Source organism: Haloterrigena sp. KLK7, from assembly GCF_037914945.1.
Classification (GTDB): Archaea; Halobacteriota; Halobacteria; order Halobacteriales; family Natrialbaceae; genus Haloterrigena; species Haloterrigena salinisoli.
The window spans coordinates 430775-447042 of record NZ_CP149787.1 but is presented as its reverse complement, the minus strand read 5'-3'; the positions used below and the strand labels follow the sequence as shown (position 1 = coordinate 447042).

Annotated in this window: 13 protein-coding genes and 1 tRNA gene; 6 read left to right on the top strand and 8 right to left on the bottom strand. The window is 66.8% G+C overall.

The features are described 5' to 3' along the window. Nucleotides 1–187 precede the first annotated feature (187 nt). From WD430_RS02150 to WD430_RS02130, 5 genes are all read right to left on the bottom strand, one after another. Complete coding sequence (locus WD430_RS02150; protein WP_339104391.1) at nucleotides 188–3013, bottom strand: transcriptional regulator; 2826 nt, start codon at nucleotides 3011–3013, stop codon at nucleotides 188–190. Nucleotides 3014–3109: 96 nt separating this feature from the next. Beyond that, complete coding sequence (locus WD430_RS02145; RefSeq protein ID WP_008892689.1) at nucleotides 3110–3388, bottom strand: UPF0058 family protein; 279 nt, start codon at nucleotides 3386–3388, stop codon at nucleotides 3110–3112. Between the two features lie 69 nt (nucleotides 3389–3457). Then, nucleotides 3458–4108, bottom strand: a complete 651-nt coding sequence (locus WD430_RS02140) for a DUF998 domain-containing protein (RefSeq protein WP_339104390.1) — start codon at nucleotides 4106–4108, stop codon at nucleotides 3458–3460. Between the two features lie 127 nt (nucleotides 4109–4235). Continuing rightward, a complete protein-coding gene (locus WD430_RS02135) occupies nucleotides 4236–5426 on the bottom strand; it encodes an ABC transporter ATP-binding protein (protein ID WP_339104389.1) in 1191 nt (396 codons plus the stop codon). A 99-nt stretch (nucleotides 5427–5525) separates the two neighbouring features. After that, nucleotides 5526–5996 carry a DUF5793 family protein gene (locus WD430_RS02130; protein ID WP_339104388.1) on the bottom strand — a complete coding sequence of 157 codons (471 nt, stop codon included), beginning with the start codon at nucleotides 5994–5996 and terminating at the stop codon, nucleotides 5526–5528. A gap of 243 nt (nucleotides 5997–6239) precedes the next feature. Between WD430_RS02130 and WD430_RS02125 the strand changes: the two genes are divergently transcribed. From WD430_RS02125 to WD430_RS02105, 5 genes are all read left to right on the top strand, one after another. Then, nucleotides 6240–8099 carry a type II/IV secretion system ATPase subunit gene (locus WD430_RS02125; RefSeq protein ID WP_339104387.1) on the top strand — a complete coding sequence of 620 codons (1860 nt, stop codon included), beginning with the start codon at nucleotides 6240–6242 and terminating at the stop codon, nucleotides 8097–8099. Nucleotides 8100–8104: 5 nt separating this feature from the next. Then, nucleotides 8105–10204: a type II secretion system F family protein gene (locus WD430_RS02120; RefSeq protein WP_339104386.1), complete on the top strand. Its 2100-nt coding sequence runs from the start codon at nucleotides 8105–8107 to the stop codon at nucleotides 10202–10204. A 264-nt stretch (nucleotides 10205–10468) separates the two neighbouring features. Further along, nucleotides 10469–11188, top strand: a complete 720-nt coding sequence (locus WD430_RS02115) for a class I SAM-dependent methyltransferase (RefSeq protein WP_339104385.1) — start codon at nucleotides 10469–10471, stop codon at nucleotides 11186–11188. 304 nt (nucleotides 11189–11492) lie between these two features. Continuing rightward, nucleotides 11493–12542 carry a hypothetical protein gene (locus WD430_RS02110; protein ID WP_339104384.1) on the top strand — a complete coding sequence of 350 codons (1050 nt, stop codon included), beginning with the start codon at nucleotides 11493–11495 and terminating at the stop codon, nucleotides 12540–12542. A 199-nt stretch (nucleotides 12543–12741) separates the two neighbouring features. Then, nucleotides 12742–12812, top strand: a tRNA-Gly gene (locus WD430_RS02105). A gap of 562 nt (nucleotides 12813–13374) precedes the next feature. Here WD430_RS02105 and WD430_RS02100 read toward each other — a convergent pair. After that, complete coding sequence (locus WD430_RS02100) at nucleotides 13375–13797, bottom strand: hypothetical protein (RefSeq protein ID WP_339104383.1); 423 nt, start codon at nucleotides 13795–13797, stop codon at nucleotides 13375–13377. A 663-nt stretch (nucleotides 13798–14460) separates the two neighbouring features. Here WD430_RS02100 and WD430_RS02095 point away from each other — a divergent pair. Further along, entirely contained in the window at nucleotides 14461–14946 is a 486-nt protein-coding gene (locus tag WD430_RS02095; protein WP_339104382.1) for a hypothetical protein, read from the top strand. A 47-nt stretch (nucleotides 14947–14993) separates the two neighbouring features. Here the strand turns inward: WD430_RS02095 and WD430_RS02090 are convergent, their stop codons facing one another. Continuing rightward, entirely contained in the window at nucleotides 14994–15791 is a 798-nt protein-coding gene (locus tag WD430_RS02090; RefSeq protein WP_339104381.1) for a DICT sensory domain-containing protein, read from the bottom strand. A gap of 58 nt (nucleotides 15792–15849) precedes the next feature. Beyond that, nucleotides 15850–16215, bottom strand: coding sequence for a hypothetical protein (locus WD430_RS02085; protein ID WP_339104380.1), 366 nt, complete (start codon nucleotides 16213–16215; stop codon nucleotides 15850–15852). Between the last annotated feature and the right edge of the window lie 53 nt (nucleotides 16216–16268).

Genomic DNA, 16268 nt, shown 5'->3' with positions numbered 1-16268 from the left:
CCGATCGGCTGCCCTCCTTTTCCGCGCAGTCTCGCGCCGCGAGGAGTCACGCCGTCGTCCGTCAGCAGCACCGCCGGACCGGTCGGTACAGAGTACTACCGGACTGATCGAGACTGCCGTCGATACGCGCCTGACGGGTGACGGAGCACACGGAGTGTGAAAACGGCGACGCGTCGCGGCGACTCGCCTATAGCTCGGGAACGTTCACGTGGAATCCTTCGGAACGGGACTCCACCAGACAGAGGTGATACCCCTGTTTCCGCGAGAGGTTGACGTAGCTCAGCTTCGAGCCGCGGCTCAGCAGGCCCCCGCTGGTCGCCCGCTCGGCTACCTCGAGCGCACCGGGCTCGAAGTAGCTCGAGGTGACGACGACCGCCGCCGCCAGGTCCGGATAGTTCGCCTTGACCGCCGAAGCGGCCTCCTCCATCTCCTCGAGCATGTCCTGGGTCGCGGGCTCGCGCGAGTCGTTCAGGTTCGCGACCAGCAGCGGATTCCCCATCTTGTCGAAGGCGACGACGTCGAAGCGGACCTGATCGGGGACGTCCTCGGTCTCGTCGTCCCGCAGCGAGATCGTCGCGTCCAGTTCGGCGCGGTCGATCTGCGGGATCGCGTCGTAGAGGTCGCCCAGTCCGTCGGCGTTGCCGGTGTCGCGGATCTCGAAGAGGACCGTGTCGGTGAGCCAGTCGACGAACCGGTGTTCCATCGTCCCGGCCAGGAACTCCTCGTAGGGCCGGCCGTCGACGGCGGCGTCGGCCGCGTCGAACCCGGTGTGATGCTCGAGTCGCAGGTTCGCGGCGACGTCCGAACGGTCGCTCTCGCCGCCGTGGGCCGACTCGAGGGTCGGCTGGCTCTTCGAGGCGTATCGGACGAAGAGGTTCGTCTCGGCCAGCGCTCGGTCGGGCGAGAGCTGCGTGCTCGCCGACGGCGTCGATTCGGCGTCGCCGGCGTCGGCCTCGCGGGCCCGCTCCAGTTCGGCCTCGAGTTCCTCGATCCGCGATCGGAGCCGATCGATCGTCGAGGAGAGCTCCTCGTTTTCCGACTGCAGCCGGTCGCGTTCGGCCTCGAGTTCCTCGGCCGCGGCGACGAGTTCGTCCCGTTGCTCCTCGAGCGTCTCGACGCGCGCCTCGAGTTCGGCCACTCGGTCGTCACTGGCGCCGGCGCCGCTCGGTTCGCCGGACGCCGGTCCGGCGTCGCTGCCGGACCCGGCGCCGGCGGCGTCGGATCGCTCCGCCCGCTGCGGCCGGCGTTGCCGGGCAGCGTCGGTCTCTCGCTGCCGACGGGTCGACTGTTGTCGCGTCGACTCTCCGGACGCCTGTCGCCGCTGTCCGTTCCGGTCCGTGTCGGCCTCCGCTTCGCGGCGCGTGCGCGCCTGTTGGGTCGTCTCGGAACGACCGGACGCCCGACTCGAGTCGGCGGACTGGCTGTTGTCCGGATCGATCGACGGGATGCTGCGCGTCTCGCGCCACTGCGCTTCCTGGTCGAACCGTTCGTCGGTCGCTTCCGAGCCGTCGGGTTCCGATTCCGAGGTCGCTGCCGCCGTCGCTCCCGTCGGCTCCGGGCCCGAAGTCGCGGGTTCGGCCGTATCCGCCGCCGTCGGTGCGTCCGCCGTCGCTCCGGCGTCGGCCGCCGCCGAGTCGCCGTCGGCAGCGGACTCCGCGACGTCCTCTTCGGTCCAGGAGATGTCGTTCTGCTCGAGTTGCTGTGCGGCGGCTTCGACCTCGGCGAGGTCGGGTCCGGAGCCGGCGGTGCTCCCCGCCTCGGAGTCGGTATCGGTCTCTGACTCGTCGTCGGACGTCGACGTCCGCTCGTCGTATTCGACGGTCTCGCCTCGAGCTTCGGTCGCCGACGGCTGGGTGCGATCGTCCGACGACGGCCGGTCCGGCTCGGCGGCCGGTCGCTCCGTCGACCCGACCGGATCGGCTGCAGTGGCCGCGTCGACCGGATCGGGTTCGTCACCCGAATCGGTCGCATCGGTCGAATCGGTTCGCTCCGAGTGGACCAGCTCAGTCGCGTCCGTCTGCTCCTCGCCGACGCCCGCGTCCGCTGGCTCCGCGGTCGATCGATCGTCGACGGCACCGACCGACTCGGCCGCCTCGGTCGGCTCCGCGTCGGTGATCCCGTTCGAGGCCGGATCCGAGTCGAGCGTTCCCTCGTCGGTCGCGGTGATACCGGACGGGTCGGTCGACGCCTCGCCGTCGGCCGCGTCCGTCGCGATGTCGTCGATCGACGCGTCGCCGATCGCGACGTCCTCGAGCGGTGCGCTCGCGGTTCCGTCAGCCTCGATCTCCGTCTCGGCGGAGCCGGAATCCGACTTCGACTCCGTGATATCGATCGAGTCGATAGCCGATTCGGTCGGATCGGTGCTCGGCTCGGCCCGCGTCCCGTCCGCGGTGGCGGGGTCCGGTTCCGTCGCGGGACTCGAGCCGTCGGCGGCGGTGTCGGTCGTGCCGCCGGCGTCGCTCGAGTCGGCTCCCGTCCCCGGAACGTCGGTCACCTCGATCTCGACGTCGCGGACCTCGTAGATCCCGACCTCGTCGGCGGCCCGTTCGAACGCCTCGTCGCCGGTGAGGAGGCGGTCGGCGTTCCCGATGTAGGCGGCCGCCATCCGGCGACCGCCGTAGTAGACGGCGTAGTAGTCGCCGCTGAGGACGTTCTCGCTCAGTTCCACGTAGCCCGTAAACGAGCCGCTCTGGAGGGTCTCGTCGACCTCCCGGAGCGGCGTCTCGTTGGTGTAATACTTCGCTCGCGTCTCGCCGCCGTGCTCTTCCATCGTACAGAGCAGCGGGAGCGCGGGATCCGGTGCCTCGTAGCGGGTGCCCGACGCGGCCTCGAAGTCCTCGATAGCGCCATCGACGACCCCGACGACGCGGCCGTTTAGCATGAACAGCCACGTCCCGGCGGCGGCGACGGCTCCGGAGAAGTCGGCGTCAGCGAGATCGGAGAGACCGTCGTAGCCGCCACTGAACGGGCGGGAATCCCATCGTTCGACGCGCTCTTGCGTGCGCGGTTCCATACCACAACAAGCGGGAACCGCACCAAATACGTTTCGCCTAGAGAGTGTTTATTTTTCTTCGATGTTCGCCGCGTCTCGACCGCGGCGGATTCGCACTCAGATTTTGGACTCGGCGTCCTCGGCGAGCTCCTTCATGCGCTTGCCGATCCGGCCGGCGCTCGAGAACTCGTCCTCGCTCATCCCCTTCGCCAGCGCGTTACCGAGCACGAAGACGGCGTGTTTGTGCTCGCTCTTCGATTTGTGGACGTGGGAGGGATCGACGTCCAGCTGGCGGTACGGCTCGAACAGCTCTTCATCGACGTCCTCCCGCTGGGCGAAGTACTCCATGATGACGACGAGTTCTTCGTGTAGCTCGAGGAGTTCGTCTTTATGCATGGTCGCGTATAGGAAGGGTTCGGGCTTAAGCGTTGTGTGCGAGACAGGTACAATACCCGAACGGAGCGCTCAGTCCGTCGATTTCTCCCGATTACGGGCGTCGCGTCGATACCGCCGCGCGGCCAGCGCGAACACCCAGCCGCCGAAGGCGACGGCCGCGACGAACTCGGGGACGGCGAACCACGCCGACGGGTCCGCGGCGCCGGCCCGACTCGCGAGCCAGCCGAGCCAACAGAGCGGATGGGCGATGCCGAGCCAGACGGAGACGAGCCCGAGCCGGGCGTCGCCCTCGAGGACGAGTCCGCTCCCGTAGGTCCACTGTGCGAACGGCGCGAGTCCGAAGAACAGCAGGGCGACCGGTGTGTGGAGTTCGGTGCCGAGGTAGAACGCGTCGTGACCGAGGAAGAAGACGCCGACACCGACCAGCGCGGCGGTGGCCGTCCACAACAGGGCGACGCCGAGGCGCTCGAGGCCGTTCCGGGCCGCCGACCAGAGCCGCCAGCCGAAGGGGACGCCGAGCAGGCCGCCGAGGATCAGCCCGCCGTTGAACAGCGGGAAGGTCCGGGTGCCGTAGCGACCCATGTCCGAGAGGGCTCGAGCGCGCCAGGTGAACGTCTGCGGCGGTGCCAGCAGCGTCGCGAGCGCGATCGCACCGAGGGCGACGACGGGCGCGGCGAGCCCGCACGCCGTCGCGACCCGTCGCCGAGATGGCGCCTCCATCGTTTCGGGATTACGGGAGACGGACATCAAACTGTCCCTCGCAGACGGAATCGGCGGGGCGATTCCGACTCGAGGGAGGGCGGCGAGAAACGACGGTGCGTCGATCGACGGTAGCGGCGGTCGCGGCTCAGTCCGCGGCGGCGTCGGTCGACTCCCCCGAACCGGCCGCGTCGGTGGCCTCGGCCGCGCCGTCGCGGTGATCCGCGGGGAACCAGGCGAGGGCGTGGTCGGCGGTGACGCGGACGGCGACGCGTTCGTCGAGGTCGATCCGGTCGGCGTGGTTGTGCATACACTCGATGGTCTCGCCCGAGTCGAGTTCGACGCGGTAGAGCACGGTCGGCCCGAGATACCGCCGGTAGACGACGCGCCCGTCGGCCTCCCCGTCGGCGGCCGGAGAGGCCGTTACGTCGTCGGGACGGACGAGCAGGTCGACGGTGGTGTCGTCGTACTGGTGGGCGAGCCCGTTGACGTCGTCGCGGCGGACGCGGCCGATAGCGGTGTCGACGCCGTCGCCGCGGACCTCGCCCGCGAGGAAGCTGGCGTGACCGAGGAAGCCGGCGACGAAGCGGGATTCGGGCCGCTGGAAGACCGCCTGTGGCGTGTCGACCTGTTCGATGTCGCCGTCGTTCATCACGGCGACGCGGTCGGAGATCGACAGCGCTTCCTCCTGGTCGTGGGTCACGGAGATCGCGGTAACGCCGGTCTCCGTGATGATCCGACGGACTTCTTCGCGCATCTCGACGCGCAGGTCGACGTCTAAGTTCGAGAACGGTTCGTCGAGCAACAGCAGCTCCGGTTCGGGCGCCAGCGAGCGGGCCAGCGCGATCCGCTGTTGCTGGCCGCCGGACAGCTCGTCCGGATAGGCGTCGCCCTGGGCCTCGAGGCCGACGAGTTCGAGCAGTTCGTCGACGCGGTCGTCGCGTTCTCGCTCGTCCCAGTCCCGGAGACCGAAGGCGACGTTCTCGCGGGCGGTCAGATGGGGAAACAGCGCGAACTCCTGGAAGACGACGCCGACGTCGCGCTCTTCGGGGGGGACGAACCGATCGCTTCCCGCGACGCGATCGCGCTGGAGATCGATCCGGCCGGCGTCGGGCTTCTCGAGGCCGGCGATGAGACGGAGCGTCGTCGTCTTCCCACAGCCGGACGGGCCGAGCAGCGTCAGGATCTCGCCCTCGCGGACCGACAGCGAGAGGTCAGCGATGACCTCCTCGGTGCCGTAGCGCTTGGCGACGCCGTCGAGTTCGAGCACCGCGTCGTTGATCGCGGGATCCGATCGCTGTTCTCCGGCCGCCGTCGTGAGAAGGTGTCCGTTCGCCATAGTTCGACCCTCCGGCGTTCGCCGGTGTCTGTTCGGTTTAGGCGTCCCTAAAACACTTATAGCTGCCGGTCAGTTCCGAGCGATCGGAACTCCCGACCGCTAGAGTTCGACGCCGCTGGGGATCAGGCTGTGTTGGCGGAGCAGGTTGCCTTCGTCGTCGTAGACGAGAAAGGTCCGTTTGTCGTAGGTAACGAAGCTGTCGCCGTCCAGCGTGATTTCGACCTCGTAGCGGCCGTCGTCCTCGGTCGCGTCCTCCCCGTAGCCCCGGGCCGCACGAATGAACTGGAGGACGTCGTCGGCGTCCTCGTTGAGTTCGAGGATGAACTCGCCGGTGACCCGGTTGGTCACGCTGACGACGCCCGCGGTATCGGTACCCAGCGGTTCCTGCAGTCGGAGTGCGACGTCGGTCTCCCTCGCCTCGAGAACGTCGCCGTCGGGGCCGGTAAGGCGCTCGCGAAGCATCGTCTCCGGGCCGGTAAAGTCGATCGACACCGAGGGTTTGCTCGGCTCACCGTCGGTTTCGACCCAGTCGATATTGCTAACGTTTAACGTGAAATGCTCGCGCCTCATTCCGTACCCGTCGCTTCGCACTCACACCGTATCAACGTAACGCACGACTGGTCGACCATTCGTCCGGATCGATCCCGTGACGGCAGCGGTGAGCGTGCCGCCACCGGGTCGCTCGAGCGCGGATCGAACGGCCGTCTCACTTATGCCACTCGCCGCGCGACATGCCACGAGAACGACCCCGCTCGCGAGCCGCGTCGACGCGTGATCCCCGAGCCCGCTCGCGAGTCGAACACAGCAGACAGCATGTCCGACCAGCGCGATACCGATCCGCTCGATCCGACCGCATCCGACGGGAGCGACGGCGGCGGCGGTCGCCTCGAGTCGACGCTCGCGAGCGCGCGCCGAACGCTCCGTCGACTCCGCGAGACGCTGCAGGGCTCGGAGATCAGGCTGACGAACTACGACCCGTCGGTGCACGGCCCGCTGGTCGCCTTCGACGGAATCGACGGCCTCGAGGAGGTCGACCGGTACTGGGTCGACGCGCCGTTTTCGTTCGTCACCATCGGCCACGATCCGGACGCGAACCAGCACCGCTACCACACCGTCGAGCCCGCGTTGCGGGACGACGAGGCGAGCCTGCTCGAGACGCTGTTCGAGGACGTTCGCGACCCCCTGATCTACCGCGAGGACGAACGGAGCGGAGCCGCGAAGCGACGAGTCGGCTGTGCTAGTGGCGCCGATCACGCGAGCGGGACGCGGAACGCGACCCGAGAAAACGACGTCGAGACGCTCCTACGGGAGACGATCCGCGAGTACCTCGAGCGCTACGGCGCCGAGATCGATACGGCGACCTTCTATCGGCTCTTCTACTACGTCCACCGCGACTTCCGGGGGTACGGGCGACTCGAGCCGATCATGCACGACCCCCACGTCGAGGATATCTCGTGTGACGGCTACGACCTCCCGATCTTCGTCTACCACGACGAGCACACCGACGTCGAGACGAACGTCTCCTTCGGGGCGGACGAACTCGACGACTTCGTCGTGCGCCTCGCCCAGCACTCGGGGCGGCACATCTCCATCGGCGACCCGATGGTCGAGACGACGCTGCCCGACGGCTCGCGCGCGGAACTGGCGCTCGGCCGGGAGGTGACCCCGCGCGGCTCGGCCTTCACCGTCCGGAAGTACGCCGACGAGCCGTTCACGCCGATCGATCTGCTCGAGTACGGCACCTTCAGCGTCGAACAGATGGCCTACCTCTGGCTGGCGATCGAACACAACAAGAGCCTGATCTTCGCCGGCGGGACGGCCTCGGGGAAGACGACGAGCATGAACGCCGTCTCGATGTTCGTCCCGCCGCGCGCGAAGATACTGACTATCGAGGACACTCGCGAACTCCAGCTCTCCCACGACAACTGGCTCTCCTCGGTCACTCGCGAGCGGCTCCACGAGGGGACGGACGTCACGATGTACGACCTGTTGCGATCGGCCCTGCGCCACCGCCCCGAGTACATCGTCGTCGGCGAGGTCCGCGGTGACGAGGCGATCACCCTCTTTCAGGCGATGAACACCGGCCACACCACCTACTCGACGATGCACGCCGACTCGGTCCAGACGGCGATCAATCGCCTCGAGAACGAGCCGATCGGCGTCCCGCGCCCGATGGTCGGCAGCCTCGACATCCTCTCGGTCCAGACGCTGACTCGCCTCGACGACGGCCGCGTCCGCCGGAACAAGGTGCTCGCCGAGATCGACGGCGTCGACCAGCGGACGGGCGAACTCGACTACTCGACGGCCTTCACCTGGGAGGGCGACACCGACACGTTCCGGTCGTCGGGCAGCACCGTTCTCGAGGAGATCCGGGACGACCGCGGCTGGAGCCAACGAGAGCTCCTCGCAGAACTCGAGCGCCGCGAACGCTTCCTCGAGTACCTGCAGGCGAACGGGATCACCGACTACCGGCGCTTTACCGCGCTGGTCAACGAGTACTACGCCGACCGAGAGGGGATCCTCGAGCGGATCGACGCGGCGGACGTCGATGTCGAAACAGAGACCGACTCCGACCGGCCGTCCGGACTCGATACCGATCGACCGTCTCGAATCGACGCGGGCCGGCTGTCCGGGCCCGATACCGACCGACCGATCGAGACCGACGGGCCCTGACTACCGTGATTCCGTCGAACTTCCTGCCGCTCGCGGTCGCCGCGCTCTGTTGTGCGCCGATCCTCGCCGCCGGATGCCACGACGGCGTCGACCGTCGGCTGACGCGGGCCGCGATCGGCCTGTTCGGCGGCTACGTCGACGAGTTCCGCGACGAACACCCCGATAGGCAGGCGGCGCTCCGGGCCGCCCACGTGCCGGTGACCTACCGCGAGTACGGTGCGAAGACGGTTCTGTACGCCGGGCTGTTCGCGATTCTGGGCTCGGTACTGGGCATCTACGTCGGCTGGGGACTGCTGCTCGCGCTCTCGGTCGACCCCGAGACGCTCCGGACGGCGTTGCCGAGCGCCCTCGCGTTCCTCGCGAACCTCGGCGGCCTCCCGACGCTGTCGCCGGCCGAACTGTTCGGCCTGTTGCTGGCCTCCTGTCTCACGCTCGGGGCGGTCGCCGCCGGCGGAACGTACTGGGCCCGCTGGTGGTACCCGCGCTACGTCGCCGACGAGCGCGCCCGACGGATCGAGACGGCGCTGCCCTCGACGGTCGCCTTCCTCTACGCCCTCTCGCGCAGCGGCATGGCGTTCCCGAAGGCGATCCGGATCGTCGCCGCCCACGAGGCGACCTACGGTGAGGCCGCCGCGGAGTTCGACGTCGCGGTTCGCGACATGGACACCTTCGGCGTGGACGTCGTCACCGCCCTCCAGACGATGGGCCGGCGGTCGCCGAGTCCCCAGTTCCGCGAGTTCACCGAGAACCTGGTCAGCGTCCTCCGGAGCGGCCACAGCCTCTCGGCGTTCCTCGAGCGCCAGTACCGCGCCTATCAGGAGGACGCCCAATCCCAGCAGGAACGGACGCTCGGACTGCTCTCGACGCTCGCCGAGGCCTACGTGACGGTGCTGGTCGCGGGCCCGCTCTTCCTCATCACGATCCTCGTCGTCATCGGAATCGCCGTCGGCGACACGCTCGAGCCGCTGCGGGCGCTGATCTACCTCGTCCTGCCGTTCGGGAACCTCGCGTTCGTGATCTACCTGGGCGTCGTCACGGAGAAACTGACGCCCGACTCGACGGCGACGGACTCGAGCGACGCTCCGTCACCGGCGTTTCCGGGAGACGTCGGTCGCGGGGCGCGGGCCGACGGCGGGACCGTCGGCTCCGGCAGCGCCGGTTCCGACGTTCACCCGAACGTCGAACGGCTTCGGTACTACCGCCGGCTCCGCGGCCTCCGCGAGCGGTTCGGGAACCCGATCCGAACGATCCGCGAGCGCCCGGCGCTGTCGCTCGCGATCACCGTCCCGATCGCCCTCGCGGGAGCGCTCTGGCAGTTGCCGGCGGCGCTCGAGGACGGCGTCGACGTCGCGGCGGTCGACGACGCCATCGCGGTCGGGCTGCTGGTCGTCCTGGTCGGCTTCGCGATCCCGTACGAGTTCCGCCGCCGCCGGATCGACGCCGTCGAGGCGGCCGTCCCGGACCTGCTCGACCGGCTCGCGAGCGTCAACGAGGCCGGGGCGTCGCTGGTCTCGGCGGTCGACCACGTCCGCGGCTCGGAGTTGGGGCCGCTCGGGATCGAAGTCGACCGCGTCTGGGCGGACGTCCAGTGGGGCGCCGACCTCCAGACCGCGTTCGCCCGACTCGAGCGGCGGGTGCGAACCCGGACGACCGCCCGCGTCGTGACCCTGCTCACCGAGGCGATGAACGCGAGCGGGAACCTCGCGACCGTCCTCCGGATCGCCGCCCGGCAGGCCGCGGCCGACCGGCGCCTCGAGCGCGAGCGCAGGCAGACGATGGTCGAGTACACCATCGTCGTCTACGTCTCGTATCTGGTGTTCCTGTTTATCATCACGGTGCTCACGGCGTTCCTCCTGCCGAACCTGCCCGCCGAGGGGGCCGACGCCGCGACGGACACCGGCAGGTCCACCGTCGACGGACTCGGTGGGTTCTCGGCGTCCGACCGCGCGACCTACGACGCGGTGTTCTACCACGCGACGCTCGTTCAGGGCCTGTTCTCGGGGCTGATCGCCGGCCAGTTGAGCACCGGCGATATCGGGAGCGGAGCGAAACACGCCGCCGTCATGGTCGGCCTGTCGATCCTCCTCTTCGCCGTCGTGGTCTGAAATTCTGACGAGACGGCGTCTCGTTGTCCTCGCAGAAGCGTTGCTCTCGCCCAACGGCGGCCGCTTCGGGCCCGTCCGCGGTGGCCAGACCAGTCAGCCGGCACGGGCGGGACTGAAAGGGGCGAGCCGCTGGCGCCGGCGCCAGCGGCTCAGGGCTTTCGGTGGGACTGAAAGGGGCTGCCACGCTCGATCCTGAACGGTCGAGCGTGGCAGGGGCGTTCGTGTTGCGAACGGTTTTTGCGCGTTCCCCGACGAAAGCCGACGATGGCCGAGGAACGGGAGTCCGAACTCGAGGGTGCCGACGACGCGCCGCGACGCGCGGCCGTCCGCGACACCTACGACCGCATCGCCGACCACTTCGCGTCCACTCGAGAGTACGCCTGGCCCGAAGTCGAGGCGTTCGTCGAGACGGTCGCCGACGACCTCGAGGCAGAGACGGACGGGAGCGGTTCCGCGGTCGGCCTCGACCTCGGCTGTGGCAACTGTCGGCACGCCGAACTGCTGGCCGGCCACTGCGGGACCGTCGTCGGCCTGGACGCCAGCCGGGGCCTCCTCGAGACCGGTCGCGAACGCGCTCGCGAGCGCGCGTTCGCGGTCGCGCTCTGCCAGGGCGACGCCGGGCGGCTGCCGCTGGCCGACGATCGCATCGACGTCGCGGTCTACGTCGCGACGCTGCACCACCTGCCGACCCGGCGCGCTCGTCGCGACAGCCTCGACGAACTCGCGCGGGTCCTCGCGCCGGGCGGCCGCGCCCTCGTCAGCGCGTGGTCGACCGCCCACGACCGCTTCGACGCCGACGAGGGGTTCGACACGACCGTCGAGTGGACGCTTCCCGGCGGCGAGACCGTCGACCGCTTCTACCACATCTACGCTCCGGACGAGTTCGAGGCCGCCCTCGAGGCGAGCGCGCTCGAGGTCGTCGACTGGGAGCTCTCGAGCGGAAACTGTTACGCGACGGTGACGGCCGCCGCCGAATCACCGTAGCCCGAACACGATCGGCCGAGAGCGGCCGGTACGGCCGCCGATCGTCCGTTTATGGTCGGTCGATGAACTATCTCTGGTCCGGTTTTCGGCGGAACGCCAGTAGTTATCGCCGCTCGAAATCGATTGTGAATACTCCTCATGGAATCCGGAAAATCGGGCCGTTCCCGACAGCACGGTAGAGATTACGGTTTCATTGAACGTCGTCTGTGTAAAATTTGGAGCGAACGAAACTGTGGCTCGATCCGTAATTCCGTGAATCGCCGTTTGGCTTTATACGGCCTTCGTCCCCAGCCCCGGACGCGCTATGACGCGACTCACGCGACGCTCGACGCTGCAGCTCGCAGGCGCATCGCTCGTCGCAGCTACCGTCCCCGCGGCCGCGTCGGCATCCGAAGACGGCTGGACGGCCGTCGAGACCCCCGTCGACAGCACTCTCCACGACGTCGCGTACACGGTGACGAACGCCCACGCGGTCGCGGAGGGCGGCACTGTGCTCGAGCGGACCGAGACCGGCTGGGAGGTCGTCCTGCAGGGCGGTCCGACCGGCAACGGGAACGACCTTTACGGAGTCGCCGTCACGGACGGCGTCTCCGCGAGCGACGCGAGCGGAGGCTCGTCGGACGAGTCCGACGGCGGCGAGCGGCTCTGGATCGTCGGCGCCAGCGGCGCGATCGGCGAGTACGACGTCACCACCGGCAACCTCGTCGATCGCTCCGCGCCGAACGACTACACGGCCAACTTCAACGATATCGCCGTCACCGGCCCCGCGGGCGACGCGGACGTCTACGTCGCCGACGACTCCGGCTCGATCCACTACAGCTTCCAGAACGGCGAGGAAGGCACCTGGGAGTATGTCGTCCCCGGCAGCGGCTCCGGCCTCAAGGCCATCGAGTTCTTCGACGACCGCGCGGGTCACGCCATCGATACCAACGGCCGCGTGTTCGCCACCGACGACGGCGTCACCTGGAACCCCATCGGTATCGAGGACGCCGACGCCACGTTCTACGGCCTCGACAGCGACGCCGCCGACGATGTCACCGTCAGCGGCGGTAACGCCTCGATCTTCGAGTACGACGGTAGTTCCGCGAGCGACGCGAGCGGAACCTCGTCGGACGAGGGCACCGAGTCCGACGGTGGGCAGTGGGTCCCCGAGAGCCTCGGCGACGCCGACCTCGTCGACGTCGAGACCGACGGAGATACCGGCTACACCGTCGGTAGCGGCGGCGTCATCTTCGAACTGTCTGGCGGTGAATGGACCCTGAACCAGACGCCCGTCGGCGAGAACCTGCAGGCCGTGGCCGACGGTTCCGTCGCCATCGCCGTCGGTTCCGGCGGGACCGTCCTCGAGCGGTAGTCCGCTTCGTCCCCACGCTTCCGACTGCTCCCTCGATTCCCTCGATTTCGTTTTCACTGTCGGTCCTCCTTTTAGACCTGCGCTGTCCGAGTTCTCGATCGCTCGAGCGAGTAGGCCCTCGTTCGGTGGCCTGCCAGTCACCACCACGAGACGAGGAAAAAGGAAGAGTCATAAACGAGGCGCCGGAATGGGAGACTGCGCGCGGATGGTCTAGTGGTAGGACCTGAGCCTTCCAAGCTCATGGCCCGGGTTCAAATCCCGGTCCGCGCATTTCTGCTGCGAGCAAGACCGCGAGCGGCAGAAATCGGAAGAGGGATTTGAAGCACGCGAGTCGCAGCGCGAACGTAGTGAGCGACCGTCTCGCAGTCGGGTTCAAATCCCGGTCCGCGCATCCCGCGACTTCGCCGCGGACAGCACTTTTCGGCTGACTCACGGATGAAACAGACATGCGTCCGAACGCTCAGTCCGTGGGTTCCCCACACCGATTCCGACGGTGTATAGCGATTTCGAGAACCTGCCAAGCTCATTCCCGGAGGGCAGCTGTGACGGACATTCCGGTCGTGACCGAGCCGACAGCAAACGTGCGTACGGATCGAAAGCTAACTGATTACTGCGAATACAAGCGCGGCTTATCCAGTGGCTCGAGACTGTCGGGAAGAATCCAAAGAAGCGTGAAGGCTACGCAGAGCAGACCGTTCGAAACGTCACCTACCATATCGACCGATTTCACCGCTGGAAGTAGGACTACGTGTTATAATTATGAATCTGACCAGTGACAACGAGAGCATCAAAAAATGGCGCGAATGAGTAAGTCTGTCAATTAGAGACGGGATCACATGCCGGATCCAGTTCGCATGTCGTCATCTTTGTCGTCGAAGGGGAAGTCGTCTCCGAAGTCAATTTCGACATCTTTGTCGTTGAAGGGGAAGTCGTCCCCGAAGTCGATTTTGTGCTTATCGTCGTGCTTGTCGTCGTACTTCTCCTTGTCGTGCTTATCGTCGTGCTTGTCGTCGTACTTCTCCTTATCGTGCTTATCGTCGTGTTTGTCCTTGTCGTCGTGTTTGTCTTTGTCGTGCTTGTCGTCGTGTTTGTCTTTGTCGTCGTGTTTGTCCTTGTCGTCGTGTTTGTCTTTGTCGTGCTTGTCGTCGTGTTTGTCCTTATCGTCGTACTTCTCCTTGTCGTGCTTGTCCTTGTCGTGTTTGTTGTCGTAGTCGTGTGCGACCACGCCGCCCGCGAACAGCACGCTACCGATCACTACTACTGCCAGTACAATCGAGAGTGCACGTTTCATTGTTCAATCACCGTGTCAGGCAACAGAGGCTATAGTAGGGAACATCCCTCGTATGACGGTGCTGTTGCTCATCACGAGGGAGTTGCAATTTCCCTTTGTGGCGTGTTGCCCGGTTATTACCGTCACCGGAGATCTATTTGAATCCGGCAAGTAGTTTCGATTGAACCCTGAGATTAGAGCGGCCGATAGCTCTGTTTATCGATTTAGATTCAGTTTCACTGCCGATATAGAAGAATTTCCCCTCGTTTCGGCAACATTATCGAGAGTTCTCATCGCTACTTTTGACAGGAAATATCCGTGCTCTTGCTGCCAAAATATCTCGAATTGGAATTATTAGTTATAAATATGACCTGGTATGGGGTGAAACTAATACTGGAAATTCTTCGCTAAGCCTGTTTATTATAAACTATCAATAGTCAACAGAGAGAGCGTCCCTACTGTCGGTTCGAAAATGATTCTTATCGCTAAAGGAGGGCAAATCCCCAACGTAATGAATGACTATTATTTGTATAAAAATTGATTCAGTACACTCAGGTCGATAGTTCGAGATGAAATGAACCGATGCGCGAGACGCGCCTTGCGAATTCGTGCACTGCTCCTACCTGACTGACGGCTCGAGCGACGGATATGAGCGAGTCCGCGACCAGATACGCCGAGGGCGACGAGGTGGCGACGCCCGACGGGCGCGGCGTCGTCGCGGCAGTACTCACGGACGACTTCGAGTTCCCACAGAACGGCGACGAGGACGACTACGCGACCGTCGAGGCCAGCGACGACCGTCCGGCGTACGTCGTCGGCCTCGAGGCGGTCGGCTCGGCCGTCTACCGCGCTTCGAGCCTGCAAGCCAGCGCCCTCGAGGACGCCGACGCCACCGAACCGACCGACGGCGACGCGCTGACCGACGTCGTCGACGAGGACGTCACCGGGCTGGACGACCTGCCGGCGGGCTGGGATCGGGACAGCGTCCTCGAGTACTGGTCGTCGATCGGCGGTTCCTGGGAGGCGTGTACCGCGGACCTGACCGACGAGTTCGACGAGGAGCGAGCGAAACAGCTCTGCTCGGCGATGAAAGACGAGGTGTTGCGGACCCAGCGGTGGCGGAATCGGTTCTAGCCCGTCCACTCGGAATCGCCTCGAGTCGTCCAGCGACGATCGAGCCGTCAGTCGACGCTGTCTCGAAGCGCTTCCTCCAGTTCCGCGACGAGCGCCGCGTCGTCGGTCCAGTAGCCCTCGAAGGTCCCGTCCGCTCGCTCTCGCGCCACCAGGCCGCTGGTCCGGAGTTCGTCACCGTCCCCGTCGAAGGTGATCGCCCAGAACTCGCCGATCTCCGGTCCGGCGTCGGCGTGAATCGTCACGCCGGGGATCGCCGGTCGCTCCCAGTCGTCGGCGATGTAGACGTGGACGTCCAGCGCCGACTCCCCGGCGAGGCGGACGTACACGGGCGCCATCGCCTCGAGCGCGGCCGCTCGCTGAAAGCTGACCCGGAGGGTGCCGCCGCCGACGCGCCAGGCGCGGGCCTCGATCTCGCGGCTGATCGCGAGCAACTGTCGCCGGTCGAGCGCGCGCCAGACCGTCGCCTCGAAGACCTCGATCACGCGGCGATAGGCGGCGTCGGCGTCCGTCTCGTCCCAGGGGGCGACGATCGGCGGCTCGAGGAACTCGCGGGCGGCCTCGAGTCCGATCGCGGCGACGAAATCGCCGGTTTCGCGGCTCGCGTGTCGATTTCCAGCGGTCACTCCCCGTTCGTCCTCGCGACTCGCGTATCGCTGCTCGCTCTCGCGGACGACGAGAAACCCCTGATCGGCCGCCGCCGCGGCCGGAAGCGGTCGGTAGTCGACGGCGTCGACCCCCGTCTCCGTCTCGATTCGGTCGACGATCGCGGGTCGCGGCGGGGGCGCGTAGACGGTAACCGTCCGCGTGGGCGCCTCGAGTCGGTCGAAGTAGTCCGAGAGCGTCATTGGTGGCGTTCGAACGGTAGCGTCGGCGGTCTCGAGGCACCGTCCCGGCGTCGCCCGCTCACGGGCCGGTCTCCGCCGCGCAGGCTCGCGCGGCCAGTTCCCGGATCGGTTCGGGGCAGGACTCGAGCGAGACCCGATCGGTTTCCTCGTCGTGGATCACGATGTCGGCGTCGACCAGGTGCGGGACGTGGAGCTGCTTGAGTCGCAGATACCGCTGGTTCCGACACCGCGGCTCGATGACCCGTCCGTCGGTGGCGTGGTTCCAGGCGGTGACCACGTCGGCGAGCTCCGACAGCGACGCCGTCTCGTGCTCGAGCAGGAAGTAGAGGACGAGCCGGCGATCCCGCTCGCGAAGCGCCAGAAAGGCGTCGTCGAGCAGGCCCGGGTTCACGGTCGGATCGGCCGACGACTGTTCGCGATCCATGCTCGTAGATGTTACTCGTGATTGCCGTGTTAGCTCTTTCCCCTGTTTGTGTC